Origin of the sequence: Listeria immobilis, assembly GCF_014322765.1 — a bacterium.
Lineage (GTDB): Bacteria > Bacillota > Bacilli > Lactobacillales > Listeriaceae > Listeria > Listeria immobilis.
The window spans coordinates 23,422-40,473 of record NZ_JAASTZ010000023.1 but is presented as its reverse complement, the minus strand read 5'-3'; the positions used below and the strand labels follow the sequence as shown (position 1 = coordinate 40,473).

General features: G+C 36.2%; 15 protein-coding genes, 1 tRNA gene and 1 pseudogene. 14 read left to right on the top strand and 3 right to left on the bottom strand.

Annotation, left to right across the window (positions count from 1 at the left end; translation table 11 throughout):
- Positions 1–167: 167 nt before the first annotated feature.
- Both HCJ50_RS14425 and rnhC read right to left on the bottom strand, forming a co-directional pair.
- Positions 168–1,565, bottom strand: a complete 1,398-nt coding sequence (locus HCJ50_RS14425; protein WP_185349288.1) for an IS1182 family transposase — start codon at positions 1,563–1,565, stop codon at positions 168–170.
- 126 nt (positions 1,566–1,691) lie between these two features.
- Complete coding sequence (gene rnhC / locus HCJ50_RS14420; protein ID WP_185349314.1) at positions 1,692–2,618, bottom strand: ribonuclease HIII; 927 nt, start codon at positions 2,616–2,618, stop codon at positions 1,692–1,694.
- 154 nt (positions 2,619–2,772) lie between these two features.
- Here rnhC and zapA point away from each other — a divergent pair, with 154 nt between their 5' ends.
- From zapA to HCJ50_RS14385, 7 genes are all read left to right on the top strand, one after another.
- Positions 2,773–3,036, top strand: a complete 264-nt coding sequence (gene zapA / locus HCJ50_RS14415; RefSeq protein ID WP_003747168.1) for a cell division protein ZapA — start codon at positions 2,773–2,775, stop codon at positions 3,034–3,036.
- Complete coding sequence (locus tag HCJ50_RS14410; RefSeq protein ID WP_185349290.1) at positions 3,036–3,578, top strand: CvpA family protein; 543 nt, start codon at positions 3,036–3,038, stop codon at positions 3,576–3,578. Before zapA ends, HCJ50_RS14410 begins: the two co-directional genes overlap by 1 nt.
- 90 nt (positions 3,579–3,668) lie before the next feature.
- The gene (gene polX / locus HCJ50_RS14405) at positions 3,669–5,381 is read left to right on the top strand and encodes a DNA polymerase/3'-5' exonuclease PolX (protein ID WP_185349292.1); all 1,713 of its coding nucleotides are present in this window, start codon (positions 3,669–3,671) and stop codon (positions 5,379–5,381) included.
- Between the two features lie 22 nt (positions 5,382–5,403).
- On the top strand, positions 5,404–7,761 hold the full coding sequence (locus HCJ50_RS14400; RefSeq protein WP_185349294.1) for an endonuclease MutS2: 2,358 nt from the start codon (positions 5,404–5,406) through the stop codon (positions 7,759–7,761).
- A gap of 78 nt (positions 7,762–7,839) precedes the next feature.
- Positions 7,840–8,151, top strand: coding sequence for a thioredoxin (trxA, locus tag HCJ50_RS14395; RefSeq protein ID WP_185349296.1), 312 nt, complete (start codon positions 7,840–7,842; stop codon positions 8,149–8,151).
- Positions 8,152–8,228: 77 nt separating this feature from the next.
- Positions 8,229–10,040, top strand: coding sequence for an excinuclease ABC subunit UvrC (gene uvrC / locus HCJ50_RS14390; RefSeq protein WP_185349298.1), 1,812 nt, complete (start codon positions 8,229–8,231; stop codon positions 10,038–10,040).
- A gap of 152 nt (positions 10,041–10,192) precedes the next feature.
- The gene (locus HCJ50_RS14385) at positions 10,193–11,407 is read left to right on the top strand and encodes an aspartate kinase (protein ID WP_185349300.1); all 1,215 of its coding nucleotides are present in this window, start codon (positions 10,193–10,195) and stop codon (positions 11,405–11,407) included.
- Between the two features lie 65 nt (positions 11,408–11,472).
- Here HCJ50_RS14385 and HCJ50_RS14380 read toward each other — a convergent pair.
- A pseudogene (locus HCJ50_RS14380) lies at positions 11,473–11,968 on the bottom strand (YslB family protein).
- 147 nt (positions 11,969–12,115) lie between these two features.
- Here HCJ50_RS14380 and racE point away from each other — a divergent pair.
- The 7 genes from racE (at position 12,116) to HCJ50_RS14345 (ending at position 17,021) form a co-directional block, all read left to right on the top strand.
- Positions 12,116–12,928, top strand: coding sequence for a glutamate racemase (racE, locus tag HCJ50_RS14375; RefSeq protein ID WP_185349303.1), 813 nt, complete (start codon positions 12,116–12,118; stop codon positions 12,926–12,928).
- Complete coding sequence (rph, locus tag HCJ50_RS14370) at positions 12,929–13,675, top strand: ribonuclease PH (RefSeq protein ID WP_185349305.1); 747 nt, start codon at positions 12,929–12,931, stop codon at positions 13,673–13,675.
- Between the two features lie 4 nt (positions 13,676–13,679).
- Complete coding sequence (locus HCJ50_RS14365) at positions 13,680–14,291, top strand: XTP/dITP diphosphatase (RefSeq protein ID WP_185349307.1); 612 nt, start codon at positions 13,680–13,682, stop codon at positions 14,289–14,291.
- Between the two features lie 41 nt (positions 14,292–14,332).
- Positions 14,333–14,857, top strand: a complete 525-nt coding sequence (locus HCJ50_RS14360; RefSeq protein WP_185349309.1) for a metallophosphoesterase — start codon at positions 14,333–14,335, stop codon at positions 14,855–14,857.
- A gap of 110 nt (positions 14,858–14,967) precedes the next feature.
- Positions 14,968–15,041, top strand: a tRNA-Arg gene (locus HCJ50_RS14355).
- Between the two features lie 1,365 nt (positions 15,042–16,406).
- Complete coding sequence (locus tag HCJ50_RS14350; protein WP_185349311.1) at positions 16,407–16,664, top strand: DUF2599 domain-containing protein; 258 nt, start codon at positions 16,407–16,409, stop codon at positions 16,662–16,664.
- A gap of 24 nt (positions 16,665–16,688) precedes the next feature.
- Positions 16,689–17,021 (top strand): hypothetical protein, encoded by a 333-nt coding sequence (locus tag HCJ50_RS14345; RefSeq protein WP_185349313.1) that lies wholly within the window; start codon positions 16,689–16,691, stop codon positions 17,019–17,021.
- The last annotated feature ends 31 nt before the right edge of the window (positions 17,022–17,052 follow it).

The window sequence follows — 17,052 nt, the reverse complement described above, 5'->3', positions numbered from 1 at the left end:
ATATAAAACACCATTCCAAGCTAAGTTTTCCGCTTAACTTTCTCTAACACCTTGTCCATTTTTTCTTGACTATGTCACCATTCCATTTTAATACAATAAAGAAATCCAACAATTTTTTATTAATTGTTGGATTTCTCAGACTGTAGAAAAACGGAAGTTCTCAAAGGTTAAACAATGAGAACTTTCGTTTTTTTCTGTTTATAGGCAAAAAAATAAAAAGGCATAGCCTTTTTCCATAGCCAGTTAGCCATCTTTTTCAGGTTCATGGCTGCAAAAGTAAGCATCGCTTGGAGAGTTACTTTCGCAAGTCCACGATAAGTAGTCCATCTCATACCATGCTTTTCTTTGGCATCCGCAAAACATCTTTCGATGGTTTCTTTTCTGCGTTTATACCATTTTTTATGCTGTTCTGTGTAACGCAATTCCTCTGATACTTCTAAGTAAGGCTCCCAAAGATGTCGCAGAATTGTTTTTTCCTTTTGTTTATTTTGCGTGCAATCCTTTAATAAGGAACAACTACTACAGTGAAGAGGAGTAGATTTATAAAGACGATAACCATCTCTTGTAGTTCGAACATAAGATAATAACGAGTTATTGGGACAAATATAACTGTCTAAATACTGATCATATAAAAATGCCCGTTTTGAAAATAACCCTTCTTTTCCTTTTGGTCGAGTATAAGGAAGCACCGCTTCTATGCCTTGACTCCAAAGATACTTAGCGATAATTGGTGTCTTATAACCTGCATCAGCAACCACCACCGAAGGCGTCGAAAGGGTGTTTTTTAATTTTTCGATAAGTGGAATTAACTGTTGACTATCGTGAATGTTTCCTGGAGTAATAATAGAACCCAGAATAAAACCATTGGTATCACAAGCCGTATGGAAAGAATAAGCAAATTGTTTTTCTCGTTCACCTTTGACATAGTAGCCGCTTTCGGGATCAGTATTACTTATTTTAATTTCTTTCTCCTCCTGACTTTCTTTCCTGGCGAAAGGCTTTTTTCCTTCGGCAACCCGGCTTACATTAATTTCCTCTTCTAGTACTTCTTGATAAACGCGTGTTTCTTTTCGAACCAATTTTTTATGAAATTTATGTTTATTCGCATTTGCTTTTACATGTGTAGAGTCCACAAAAGCAACTTCAGGTTCGACTAAACCAGCATCCATTGCTTGTTTTAAAATGCGATAAAAAATTTGTTCAAATACATCTGTTTCTGCAAAACGTCGGACATAGTTTTTACCGAAAGTAGAGAAATGCGGAATTTTCTGATTGAAATCATACCCTAAAAACCAGCGATAAGCCATATTTGTTTCTACTTCCTTGATGGTTTGGCGCATGGAACGAATACCAAAAAGATATTGAATGAGGACTAACTTTATGAGGACTACCGGATCTACACTAGGTCTTCCAGTAGGAGAATAAGTATGTTCTACCAATGGATAGATAAAGTCAAAGTTAATCACATTATCTACTTTTCTTACTAAATGGTCCTCTGGGACCAAATCATCTAAAGAAATAGCTACTAATTGATTTCGTGCTTGTTGTTGATGTTTAGAAAGCATTTTTATCACCTCATCATTTTATGTAAGCCTTACCATTATTATAAAACAAAAAAGACTGCAAATAAAATGATTTCTCACTTTGTCTACAGTCTAAAATGCCTCGTTAATCATTAAGGGGTATTTTAGTTAGCTTTGGGCGATTTTTAATGCTTTCTCGGTATTAGCAAAATGTTTTTTGGTATATTTTGCTAATGTTTCCATATCAAAACGCTGGATAATTTCTGCTGCAACGACATCAACATGTGGTCCAGCTCCTTTTGGTAAAAGGATACCAACTTCGCGTGACATTTCGTCAAAAGCTTGGACAAATTTATAACGTGCGATAATGGATGCAGCAGCAACTGACAGATGTAACCCTTCTGCTTTTGTTGCAAAAAAAACATTTTCACGAATTATGTTTGGTTCTTTTGCTAAATAACGGTAGTATGTAGTTTTTTCGGCAAACTGATCGATTAAAATAGCATCTGGTTTTATCGGTGCAATTTTTTTCAAAACATTTTCGAGTGCTCGGTTATGTAGAAGTGCTTTCATTTGACCTTGATTCATCCCACGACTTTGTAGTTCATTGTATTTAGGATTTGGACAAAGTAATACGCTATGTGGAACGACAGGAATAATTTTTTCGGCGATGCGACAAATTTCTGGGTCTTTCATCGCTTTGGAATCTTTAACACCAAGCTCTTTTAAAAGTGGCATCATGGTTTCTTCCACATAAGCTGCACAAACAGTAATCGGACCAAAAAAGTCACCTGTTCCAACTTCATCAGATCCAATAACGTTTTTACTAGCAAAATTTAGTGGTAGAACACCTTTTGATACACTAGGCGTTTTTTTGGTAGCTACCGGAAGAGAGGTAACCCATTTTTTGGCTTCTATTTCGCCATTTACTCCTTGAAACATAACTTTTAAGGATTTATAGCCGGTAATAGATACACCAGGTTTTTTAGCTGCAAAAATGGCACCTGGTGGAAGTTTTGGACTTGAAAAAGGGAGATAGGTTTGTTTCATTTTTTCCATGGTTGTTTGGTTGACTACAATGACAGTATTTGCGATAAAGCATCATCCTTTCAAAGTTCTATTGTAACATACTACGACGAAAGACTGAATATCGTCTAGTTGGGGAGTTGCCTCTTTTCTTTCCCGCTTTTTCATGATAAGATTATGACAAGTAGCGTCTTATATGAACTTGGGCGAGGAGGAATTTCACGTGGCAAATGAGAGAAATAAAGTAGTGACAACAATTTATGGCAGAGAATATACGATTGTTGGAGTTGAAACAGCAGATCACTTACGAAAAGTAGCTCGCGAGGTCGATGAAAAAATGCACGAAATCGGCTCCCAAAATCATGCGCTCGATAGTGGCAGACTCGCTGTCTTAACAGCAGTAAATGCAACTCATGATTATTTAAAACTAGAACAAAAATTCAGAGAGTTGGAAGAAGAGCTAGCTCGAATTAAAGGAAGAGATTAATGATATTAAATGCGATTATTTTAATTATACTTGTTTCTAGCTTTTTTGCTGGATTTCGAGCAGGGCTAATTAAACAATTTATCTTACTAGTAGGCTATATTTTGGCATTTTTTGTTTCGTACACATATTACGAAGATTTAGCGCCACACCTTACATTTATTCCTTATCCGAATGTGGATAGCGCTAGTGGATTATCAACTATACTTCAAGAACTAAGAACAGAGACGGCGTATTATAATGTTTTAGGCTTTGTGATTATTTTTATTATTGCGATTATTATCGTCCATATGTTAGCATCACTTGCCGGCGGACTTACTAAAATTCCGATTTTGCGTCAAATCAATGGCTTACTTGCGGCTGTTATTGGCGTAATTAATGCATACTTATTTATCTTTGTAGCTTTATTTATAATGGCAATTTATCCATCAACTTGGACTGAAAACGTACTTCACGGATCGAGTATAGCACAGTGGATACTTGAAAATACACCAATTCTATCTTCCCAATTTTATGATTGGATGACAGATATTCTGCCAAAATAAAAAGAAACAATCGATACCAGATGTATATTCTTAGCCAATTTTGGATAGGATTGCGCTGGTATTTTTTAATGAATGAAACGGGGGATATAAATGGCCAGCAATAAAAAAGAAATTATTCGTTTGTTAGAAGAAATCGCCACTTATATGGAATTAAAAGGAGAAAATAGTTTTAAAATAGCTGCGTTTCGAAAAGCAGCTCAAGCAATAGAACTAGATAGTCGAAGTTTGACTGAAATAGATGATTTTACCAAAATTAGTGGTATTGGTAAAACAACTGGAGAAATTATTCAACATTTTTTAACGACAGGAGAGTCACCAGAACTTGAGGAACTAAAAAAAGAAGTGCCAGTCGGATTAGTTCCATTACTAGATGTTCCAGGACTGGGTGGTAAAAAATTGTCGCGGCTTTATCATGAACTAGGTGTGACCGATAAAACAAGTTTGCTCGAACAATTTGAAAACGGGAAGATAGAAGCATTAAAAGGTTTTGGGAAAAAATCAGCAGAAAAAATGGCGGAAGCAGTACGAGAAATGGGTGAACGACCAGATAGGTATCCTTTAAATGATGTACTACCTATTATCAGGAAAGTAGAGGGATATTTGGCTAGTTTGGAAGAAATTGATACATTTGCTCAAGCAGGGAGTCTCCGAAGATTGCGAGAAACGGTCAAAGATTTAGATTATGTCATTGCCACGGAAAAACCAGCAGAAGTTCAAAAAGCATTACTAGCATTTCCTCTTATCACAGATGTGACCGGTGCAGGAGATACAAAGGTTTCAGCTGTTTTAGAAGATAAGATAACTATTTCGGTGGATTTCCGTTTAGTAGAAAACAAAGCTTTTGCTACAACGTTACATCATTTTACCGGCTCAAAAGAACATAATATCAAAATGCGCCAACTTGCCAAACAATCAGACGAAAAAATTAGCGAATACGGTGTTGAACAAGCTAACGGAACGATACGCCACTTCGATTCGGAAAAAGCTTTTTTTAATCATTTTAATATTCCCTTTTTACCACCAGAAGTTCGGCGAGATGGTTCAGAAATTGAACGCGTCAATCAAGACACTAAGTTTCTTGAGTTAGACGATATTCGCGGGGATTTGCACATGCATACAACTTGGTCAGATGGAGCTTATGCGATTCCAGAAATGATAGAGGCTTGTATTGCAAAAGGGTATGAATATATGGTGATTACCGATCATGGGAAATTTTTACGCGTTGCAAACGGACTAGATGAAAAAAGACTGCTGGAACAACAGGCTGAAATTAAAAAAGTAGCTGCTAATTATCCAGAAATTGATGTTTATTCCGGAGTTGAAATGGATATTTTACCAGATGGCTCACTTGATTTTAAGGATGAAACCTTAGAACAACTTGATTTTGTTATTGCTTCAATTCATTCGAGCTTTGGACAATCAGAACAAGACATTATGAAACGTTTAAAAACAGCTTGTGAAAATCCATATGTTAGGCTAATTGCACATCCGACAGGCAGAATTATCGTGAAAAGAAAGCCATACCATGTTAATATGGAAGCATTAATTGAACTAGCTAAAAATACCGGAACAGCATTAGAGCTTAATGCCAATCCACAAAGACTAGATTTGAACCGAGCACATTTGGAATTAGCACATAAAGCTGCTGTTCCAATTGCTATCAACACAGATGCGCATGATACAAAGCATTTAGAGTTTATGTCATTAGGCGTTCGTGCAGCCAAAAAAGCTTGGTTAGACAAGTCAGCAATACTTAATACAAAATCCGCAGCAGAGTTTAAACAATTTTTACAGAATAAATAACTAAGAAAAAGAAGGATGACAAATGGAAAAAAAAGTGGAAGCTATTTTAGAGTTTGATAAAATAAAAAAACAATTAACTGAATTTGCTTCTTCTTCATTAGGAGAGCAAGCTATTTTAGATTTATCTCCAGACACAGATTTTCAAGTAGTTCAAAAAGCACAACTTGAAACAGAAGAAGGAGCAAAAATAATTCGTTTACGAGGTAGCGCACCGATTACTGGTTTAACCGATGTAAACGCCCATTTAAAACGTCTTGAAATAGGCGGCAATTTAAATGGACTTGAAATTTACCAAATTGGCAGTAATCTTCGTGTTAGTCGTCAAATGAAGAATTTTATGGCTGATTTGCTTGAAGTAGGAGTAGAATTGCCGCTTCTTGACGCACTTGCAGATGAACTTTTAGTATTAAAAGAAGTTGAGGATGATATTGCGATTTCAGTAGATGAAAGTGGTAAAGTCCTTGATACAGCTAGTGACGCGCTTGGTTCCATTCGACGTACACTTCGTCGAACAGAAGACCGAGTTCGTGAAAAATTAGAATCCTACTTACGAAATCGTAATGCAGCAAAAATGTTAAGTGATGCCGTGATTACGATTCGAAATGATCGTTACGTTATTCCTGTGAAGCAAGAGTATAAGAGTCATTACGGCGGTATTGTTCATGATCAGTCTGCCTCTGGTCAAACTCTTTTTATCGAGCCACAAAGTGTAGTAGACTTAAATAATGAGCGAAAATCCCTTCAATCAAAAGAAGCCCAAGAAATTGAACGTATTTTTGCAGAAATTTCTACTTCACTAGCTGTTTGGAATAAAGAAATTCATCATAATACCTTTATTCTTGGCCGTTTTGACTTTATTCTTGCCAAAGCTCGTTTTGGTAAAGCGATGAAAGCTATCACACCACATTTAAGTGATAAAGGTATTGTTCGCCTTTTAGGAGCAAGACACCCACTACTAGAGGCAGATAAAGTTGTTGCCAATGATATTTATTTAGGAGAAGATTTCACGACGATCGTTATTACGGGACCAAATACAGGCGGAAAAACCATCACATTGAAAACATTAGGATTACTCACTTTGATGGCACAATCTGGGTTACAAATTCCGGCACAAGAAGATTCCACCATCGCTATTTTTGAACATGTTTTTGCTGATATTGGTGATGAACAATCAATTGAGCAAAGTTTAAGTACTTTCTCCTCACATATGACTAATATTGTTTCGATTTTAGCAAATGTAAATCAACAATCACTTATTTTATACGACGAGCTTGGCGCCGGAACTGACCCTCAAGAAGGAGCGGCTCTCGCGATTTCAATTTTGGATGCGAGTCATGCTAAAGGAGCTAGTGTAGTTGCGACAACCCACTATCCAGAATTAAAAGCTTATGGCTATAACCGAGTTCACGCAACCAATGCCTCGGTAGAATTTAATGTTGAAACACTAAGTCCAACCTATAAATTACTAATTGGCGTGCCAGGTAGAAGTAATGCTTTTGATATTTCACGTCGTCTAGGCTTAAGCGAAACGATTATTACCGAAGCAAGAAGTCTAGTGGACACGGAAAGCGCTGACTTAAATGATATGATTTCTAGTTTAGAAGAAAAACGAAATTTAGCAGAAGCAGAGTATGAAGAAGCACATGATCTAGCACAAGGCGCCGATGCTTTACTCAAAGACTTACAAAAAGAAATTGCCAGCTATTATCAACAAAAAGATAAATTAATCGAACAAGCGAGTAATAAAGCTGCCATGATTGTTGAAAAAGCAGAAGCAGAAGCAGAAGAAATTATTCACGAACTCCGCACCATGCAACTAAACGGAGCGGCAGGAATTAAAGAACATGAGCTAATCGACGCCAAAACAAGATTAGGAAAAGTAAAACCAAAAACAATTAATAAAACAATTCCACAATCGCCAAAACAAAAACCCCATGTTTTCCAAGATGGCGATAATGTTCGTGTTTTATCACTCGGCCAAAAAGGTTCGCTCTTAAACAAAATAAATGACACTGAATGGAATGTTCAGATCGGTATTATCAAAATGAAAATTAAAACAAGCGATTTAGAGTTCATTCAACCAGAAAAACCAAAGAAACAACGTATTATCACATCCGTCCAAAGCAGTGATTCCCCAGCCAAAAGCGAGCTTGATTTGCGAGGAGAGCGTTATGAAGATGCGCTCCAAAAAGTAGATAAATATTTAGATGAAGCTTTAATGGCTGGTTATCCACAAGTCGCAATTATTCATGGTAAAGGAACAGGTGCCCTTCGAACTGGAGTTACCGAATACTTGAAAAATCATCGTATGGTGAAATCTATTCGTTTTGGTGCAGCAGCTGAGGGTGGCAATGGTGTGACAATTGTAGAGTTTAAGTAAAATACTGAGCAAAAACATAGCTCGAAATAGGTGTAAATGCTATACTGTGAATACAAAAGTCATAAGGAGTGAATAATCATGGTAAAAGAAATTACAGATGCAACATTTGAACAAGAAACTAGTGAAGGTTTAGTATTAACAGATTTCTGGGCAACATGGTGTGGTCCTTGCCGCATGGTGGCTCCAGTTTTAGAAGAGATACAAGAAGAACGTGGCGAAACACTTAAAATCGTCAAAATGGACGTAGATGAAAATCCAGAAACACCGGGAAGCTTTGGTGTACTGAGCATTCCAACCCTTCTTATTAAAAAAGATGGAGTGGTAGTTGATACAATTATTGGTTATCGTCCAAAAGAAGAACTGGATGAAGTCATTAACAAATACATTTAAAATTATGCTAAAATAAAAGAAGCTTCAGACTAACCAAGTCGAAGCTTCTTTTTAAATGCGTAACTGGAGTTGATAAAATGTCTTCTGAACATATCCAAAATAAATTAGCGCTATTACCTGACCAACCAGGTTGTTACTTAATGAAAGATAAACAAGGAACCATCATTTATGTCGGTAAAGCAAAAATTTTAAAAAACCGTGTTCGCTCTTATTTTTCAGGAACACATGATGGCAAAACGCAACGCTTAGTTCAGGAAATAGTGGACTTTGAATACATCGTAACATCTTCCAATGTAGAAGCCTTGTTACTTGAAATTAATTTAATTAAAAAGCATGACCCGCGTTTTAATATTCGACTAAAAGATGATAAAACATATCCATTTATTAAAATTACCAATGAAAGACACCCACGTTTAATTATCACCCGCCAAGTAAAGAAAGACAAAGGTAAGTATTTTGGCCCGTATCCTAATGTATATGCGGCGAATGAAGTCAAACGAATTTTAGATCGTCTATACCCACTACGGAAATGCAGCACACTACCTAATAAAGTTTGTTTATATTATCATTTAGGGCAATGTCTTGCTCCATGCGTTTTTGATGTAGAAGCAAGTAAATATAAAGAAATGCAAGATGAAATAGTTGCCTTTTTAAATGGTGGCTATAAAAATGTTAAAAATGATTTAAAACAAAAAATGCAAACAGCTGCTGAAAATATGGAATTTGAAAAAGCTGGTGAATTTCGTGACCAAATCACAGCGATAGAAACTACTATGGAAAAACAAAAAATGACGATGAATGATTTCGTTGACCGAGATGTTTTCGGATATGCTATTGATAAAGGCTGGATGTGTGTCCAGGTTTTCTTCATTCGCCAAGGAAAGTTAATTGAACGCGACGTTTCCCAATTCCCTTTTTATAATGATGCAGAAGAAGATTTCCTTACTTTTATTGGGCAATTTTATCAAAAAGCAAATCACATTCCACCAAAAGAAATCTATTTACCAGATGATGTAGATAGTGAAGCTGTACAAGCTGTTGCACCAGATACAAAAATTATCGTACCACAACGCGGCAACAAAAAAGATTTAGTCAAACTAGCCTATAAAAACGCCAAAATAGCCCTAAACGAAAAATTTATGCTGCTAGAACGAAACGAAGAGCGTACAGTCGGGGCAGTAGAGCGTCTTGGAGAAGCAATGGGAATCCCGACTCCATCTCGTGTAGAAGCCTTTGATAACTCAAATATTCATGGAACAGATCCAGTTTCCGCAATGGTGACATTCCTCGACGGAAAACCAAGCAAGAACGATTATCGTAAATATAAAATTAAAACCGTCGAAGGACCAGATGACTATGCAACAATGCGCGAAGTAATTCGCCGTCGCTACTGGCGGGTTCTTAAAGAAGGACTACCTATGCCTGACTTAATCTTAATTGATGGCGGGAAAGGGCAAATTGATAGCGCCAAAGATGTTTTAATCAATGAACTTGGTCTTGATATCCCGGTAGCTGGTCTTGCAAAAGATGATAAACACAGAACGAGTCAATTACTTTTCGGCGACCCGCTCGTTATTATTCCGTTAGAAAGAAACAGTCAAGAATTCTATCTACTACAACGGATGCAAGATGAAGTTCACCGCTTTGCCATCACATTCCATCGCCAATTACGCAGCAAAACAGGCTTTCAATCCATCCTTGACGGCATTCCAGGCGTTGGACCAGGTCGCAAGAAAAAACTACTCAAACATTTTGGCTCAATGAAAAAATTAAAAGAAGCATCCATTGACGAGATAAAAGAAGCAGGCGTTCCACTCAATGTTGCAGAAGAAGTCCATAAACATATCACCGCTTTTAATGAAAAAGCCAAAAACACAGAACAAAAATAAATTTGCGGATTAAGAGTCAATGACATGTTAAAGTTATTGACTCTTTTTACATAAATGAATCAAAGTTGATCCAATCCCTCTTCCCTTCACTACATAAATGCGCTAAAATAAGAATATTGATGTAAAAAGATAGAAAGTCAGGAGGAACGATTGTGGGTTTAGTAGTATTAAAATTTGGCGGAACATCTGTTAGCACCGTAGATAAAATTGGAAAAACAGCCGATCAAGCCATCTATGAGAAAAAACAAGGAAATAAAGTCATTGTCGTCGTTTCTGCAATGGGGAAATCAACGGACAAATTAGTAGCAATGGCCGAAGAAATTAGCGAAGCGCCAGATAAACGCGAAATGGATATGTTACTGTCGACTGGAGAACAAATTACAATTTCACTGCTTGCAATGACACTAAAAGAAAAAGGGCATGATGCTATTTCTTATACAGGTTGGCAAGCAGGTATTGAAACCGAAGCAGTTCATAGTAACGCACGAATTGCGGACATTGATAGTGCACGTATTGAATCAGCGCTGGATGCAGGTAAAATTGTAGTTGTTGCAGGTTTTCAAGGTTTAACTGCAGACGGCGAAATTACAACACTAGGTCGTGGTGGTTCTGACACAACAGCCGTAGCGATTGCATCAGCTTTAAAAGCAGAGAAATGCGCTATTTGTACAGATGTAGTAGGTGTTTTTACAACAGATCCCCGCTACGTGAAAAAAGCCCAAAAACTAGAACAAATTACATATGATGAAATGTTAGAATTAGCTAATCTTGGTGCAGGCGTTTTACATCCACGCTCGGTTGAATATGCAAAAAATTTCCGGATTCCATTAGAAGTAAGGGCAAGCCATGAACAAGTTCCCGGAACAATGATAGAGGAGGATTTAACTATGGAAAATACCAAAGTAGTTCGTGGTATTGCTTTTGAAGATCAACTTACACGTGTAACAATTCATTGGAAACAAAAAGAAGCAATGCGCGTTTCGAAAGTGTTCACAAAATTAGCAGATAATAATATTGATGTGGATATTATAATCCAAGGAATTACAGGATTAGGGCATGGTAATTTGTCCTTTACAATTAAAACGAGCGCACTGCTCTCCACGCTAGCTGTTTTAGAAGAAAGCAAAGAGCTTTTACAAATAGAAAAATTAGAATCTGAACAAGAACTAGCAAAGGTCTCTATAGTTGGCTCTGGAATGGTAAGCAACCCAGGAGTAGCAGCACAAATGTTTGAGGCACTTACCGAAAACAACATTCCCATCAAAATGATTAGCACCTCAGAAATCAAAGTTTCTACTGTAGTTCCAGCAAGAAAAATGGTAGAAGCCGCTCAAGTATTACATGATCAATTTGACTTAGATAAATAAAAAAAGCACTTGAAGTCGCTGATAAACTCCTTAAGCGGAAGTTTTCAGTTACCTCAAGTGTTTTTTTAATAACGTTCATCATTATTAATGGTTTCTTTGCGGTCCCATTTTACAATAATCATTACTTGATTTTTTCGTTTATCCATTTCGTCATAACTTTCTGTATAAAACTCTTTTTGCGCCTGTAGTTGTTCGGCGATAAAACCTGCTTCTAATTTAAAGGTTGGATTTTCTTGAGAATCAAAGCGAACGGCTATCACATCACCTTCTAAAAGTAACCGTAATTCATCGTTCTTTTCTTTCACTATACTAAGTTTACCCCATGAAGCTTTTTCAAAGAAGTCGATAACTGCTTCTAGTGAATTAAGCGGGAATTTACGTGCTAAATCTTTTCCAGCCCAGTACATTATGTGAGGTGCTTCATCTCCAAGAATTTCAGGGATTAAATAATCTCGTAGTAAATCTAACCCAAAGCTAGGAATAAGGACTCTTTCTGAATGTGTATTTTGTTCATTTTCTGTCATTTTTGATAACCCCACTTTCATACACCATTATAACCAAAATCAACCTAAAATGGAAAGCACAACAAAGAAATTTCTATAAAAAACCTTTTTTCATAAAAAAGACTTGCGAAAAAGCGGAAAAAATAAGAAAATGGAAGGTATAGATAAAAAAATTGGAAACTAATAGAGAAATTGAGGCGAGACTGTGAAACAAGCTATTGGATTTATTGATTCGGGAGTTGGCGGTTTGACAGTAGTGCGAGAAGTACTAAAACAGCTACCCCATGAACAAGTATATTACCTAGGGGATACCGCCCGTTGCCCATATGGACCACGAGATAAAGAAGAAGTTCGCCAATTTACTTGGGAAATGACTAATTTTCTAGTAGAACGTGGCATCAAAATGCTCGTAATTGCATGTAATACCGCAACCGCAGCAGCTTTATATGATATTAGAGCAAAACTAGATATACCTGTAATTGGTGTAATTCAACCAGGATCTAGAGCAGCATTAAAAGCGACAAGGAATAATAAGATTGGTGTATTAGGAACAATTGGAACCGTAGAAAGTATGGCTTATCCAGCTGCACTCAAAGGTTTGAACCAACGAGTAGAAGTAGATTCACTTGCTTGTCCCAAATTTGTGTCTGTCGTAGAATCAGGCGAGTACAAAAGCGCGATTGCCAAAAAAGTCGTAGCGGAATCCCTTTTACCACTTAAAAGCACAAAGATTGATACTGTGATTTTAGGCTGTACACATTATCCGTTATTAAAACCAATTATTGAAAATTTTATGGGAGAAGGTGTGGCGGTGATTAATTCCGGCGAAGAAACTGCAAGTGAAGTAAGCGCGTTACTTGATTATCACAATTTATTAGATGCATCCGATAAAGAAATTAAGCATCGTTTTTTCACTACAGGCTCAACACAAATTTTTCAAGATATTGCAAAAGATTGGTTAAGTATGCCAGAAATGACTGTAGAACATATTAAATTAGGAAAACAAGAGGTGCAATAAATGAGAGTTGATGGAAGAGAAAGTAATGCACTACGAAAAATAGAAGTAATCCCAAACTATTTAATGCATCCAGAAGGTTCGGTCTTAATCGCATCAGGAAATACAAAAGTTATTTGTTCCGCAAGTGTAGAATCCAAAGTACCACCATTTATGCGCGGAGAGGGTCGTGGCTGGATTTCTGCTGAATACGCTATGTTACCAAGAGCAACCAATACGCGTAATATCCGTGAATCATCCAAAGGGAAAGTGACCGGTAGAACGATGGAAATTCAACGTTTAATCGGTCGTGCTTTGCGTGCCGTTGTTGATTTAGACGCACTTGGTGAAAGGACTATTTGGCTAGATTGTGATGTTATTCAAGCAGACGGAGGCACAAGAACCGCTTCTATCACTGGTGCATTTATCGCTATGGTGATGGCAATCGCTAAATTAGACGCAGAAGTACCATTTACCAAATTCCCTGTAAAAGATTTTTTAGCAGCAACTAGTGTAGGTGTATTAGAAGAAGGCGGAACAGTACTTGACTTAAATTATGTAGAAGACAGCGCAGCGCAAGTTGACATGAATATTATTATGACCGGAAGCGGTGCATTTGTTGAGCTTCAAGGTACAGGGGAAGAAGCAACTTTCTCTGACGCTGAACTTGCAGAGTTAATTGCACTAGGTAAAAAAGGAATTAGTGAATTAATTGAAATCCAAAAAGAAACACTTGGTGAAAATGTCATAGCAAGGATAAAAGGAGAGTAATCACATGAGCAAAATTATTATCGCGACAGCCAATAAAGGAAAAGCGAAAGAATTTGAAAAAATTTTTGCTAAATTTAATATTGAAGTAGCTACACTTGCCGACTTTCCAGAAATCGGTGAAATCGCAGAAACAGGAACTACTTTTGCTGAGAATGCTGCTCTCAAGGCAGAAACAGTCGCTAGCTTGCTTAATCAAACAGTTATCGCTGATGATTCAGGTTTAATTGTAGATGCGCTTGACGGAGCTCCTGGTGTCTATTCAGCACGTTATGCAGGAGTAGCGCATGATGATGCTAAAAACAATGAAAAACTGCTCACTAATTTACGAGGTATCTTGCCTGAGAAAAGAACCGCCCGCTTCCACTGTACACTTACAGTAGCAACACCTTCAGAGAAAACTCGTTTTTACACTGGCGAAGTAGAAGGAGTTATTGCGGAACAACTATGTGGAACAAATGGTTTCGGTTATGACCCATTATTTTTCTTACCTGAATTTGGCTGTACAATGGCAGAAATTCCGGCAGAAAAGAAAAACGAAATAAGCCATCGTGCAAATGCAATTAAAATGCTAGAAAAAGATTTAGCGGAAGTAGTAGAAAAAGTCAACAAAAAGTGAGAGAATAAGAAACAGTAGGAGCATTAGGGGGAGGAAATAAAATGAAATTACTAGTAGTTAGCGACAGCCACTCAGAACGTGACTGCTTAATACATTTAAAAGAAAAATACGAAAACACAGTTGATGCAATGATTCATTGTGGGGATTCAGAACTAGAGGCAGATGATCCAGCAATTCAAGGGTTCCATACTGTTCGGGGCAATTGTGATTTTGGCGGGGGATTTCCAAACGATTGGGTTGGTGAAGTAGATGGATATCGAATTTTAACGACCCATGGACACTTATATAATATCAAAATGACACTAATGAATTTAAGATACCGTGCTCGTGAATTAAATGCTGATTTTGTTTTCTTTGGTCACTCTCACGAACTTGGGGTGGATATGCTTGATGACACAATTATCTTAAACCCAGGTAGCATTTCACTACCAAGAGGACGTATTCATATAAAAACGTACGCACTCATTGATACTACACCAAATGGAATTCAAGTTCGTTTCATGGATCGTGATGATAACGAACTAACAGAACTAACACAAATTTTTCCAGTAACAAAACACAACTAGGTCAAAAGTCACTCGAAAAAGAAAAAATCCAATAACTTAAAGAAAACCATTGACAAACAAGCAATTTAAACATAAAATGGTATTTGGCTGTTGAAAAAACAGTGCCATTTGTCCTGATAGCTCAGCTGGATAGAGCAACGGCCTTCTAAGCCGTCGGTCGGGGGTTCGAATCCCTCTCAGGACGTTAAAAAGCAATTTAAAGAAATCTCTAAAACATTGAAAGCCCATGATATTTAAGGGTAGATGAATGTTTTAGAGATTTTTTAATATCTTATAATACCCGTTTTATTTCGTTGTTTTTGTGGCATTTGTGGTATCTACATCTGTTTTTAGTGTGAAAAAAGCATCTACTTTGAACTGATTATGTTGACACAAAAATTGATACAGAAACGAGTAAACTGCAAACAGAAGTGAATAATCTACAAACGTAATTTGCCAGTTTTAATCCGTCACAATTCGAACAACAAGAAGTCAAATAAATATAAATTTTTTTATGATAATAAAAGTTTAAAAAAATCCTTTCTGTCAAGGGGTTATTGTGCAATAGTAGCGGTTTAGTTCACGCACCACACATAGAAAATATCATATTCTTAGAAAGAAAAATTAAACTCTTATAAAATCAATTTAATTAGTGAAGTCAGACTACAACCATAAGGATAACTTTGGAAAATCATGTTTAGATTATGCGGAAGAATATAGTTGGCGGAATGGATTTATTGATATTGTAAAGGAGTTTGAAGATGAAAATAAATAATAGTGAATATGGTGGATTTGTTGTTTCTAATAATATTATAAGTGGACAACTGGTTCATTTCAGTTATTGAGAAAAAAATGCTATCCCACAACTGAATGATTGAATATTATATTTTATTATTGATAATCAAGAATATGTAAGTGAGGCGAGTAACTTTAAAATTTAAAATGCAGAATCATTATTTCGGCTTGTTCCTGTTATGGCTGAAATTTTTAGTGCTCCTTATGGAACGGATATAGAATGGTTACATGAAGAAAATGTGCATATAGGATTTTCTGATTTAGTTACCGAAAAAACAACAACGATAGAAACAATACTAAACCAGTAATAATTGTTATAAAAGTAACCCTCATAAAATTTTGTGGAGGTTTTTCATACATAAATAAATATCATTTTATATCAAAACAGACGAAAAAAAAGTTAGAAAATCGCATATATTGTGAAAAATAATTAATTTGTTTGAAAAGTAAGCGATTTCAATGTAATATAGAACTACTAACCAAGAAAGGAGCTAACGATGAAATACTGATAAAACAAACGTTATATAGGAGATTATAGTATTAAAAATAGCGGTTAAATTTAGATAGAGGAATTGAACAAGAAGGAAATTCTATCTATCAAGTTGTTGAATATAGTGGTAGTAATTATCCCTTAACAGCAGATCCATTATTTTGTAGTGATACAATTGATAACACAAGTACCAAATACGATGCAAAAGCAAAGTCTGGAAGGTTTACAGGAATATTCAGAGTTTATGCTAGAACCTGTGCCAAAGTATACTTATCTTCCCATTGGTTGCTTTCTGTTAAAAAAACGGCAATAGGTATTTTCCATACAAGTGCAATCGCTAATGATATGTGGGCAGAAGTAAGAGCTGATTCAAGTTATGTTAATACACCTATTTTGAAAAGAAAAAGCGCTAGTGTTGCTAATCAATTTTACTGTCATGCGATAAATCCAGGAACTGTATGGAAAGCTTCATGGAATTTAGAACCTACACGTCCTAATGTTGGATTACAAAAAACTTATGTAGCACTTTGTTACCCGAATTAAAATACTTAAGGAGATTATACTTATATGGAACCAGTTATTTTTGACCCATGGTACATGCTTATATATTTATTTATTATTATAGGAGTGTTTGGATCAATATTTGCTTTGGTATTAGAAAAATACAAATTCACTTTAGCAGGAAAAGCATTAATAGGGCTCACATTTTTTTCTTTAGCAGTGCTATTTGTGTATGTATTACACATGGCTTTCATGAGTGATGAATTAAATTTGTTATTTTATCAAATAGGAGTATTGGAGGTCTTATTATTCACTCATCCATATATATTCTTGATACTTGCAATACTCTTAGGTGGAGAGAAAAAACCAGTACGAAAATCAAAAAAATTTAATAATTAAATAATACCTTGAAAAGCACAGAATATCTTTC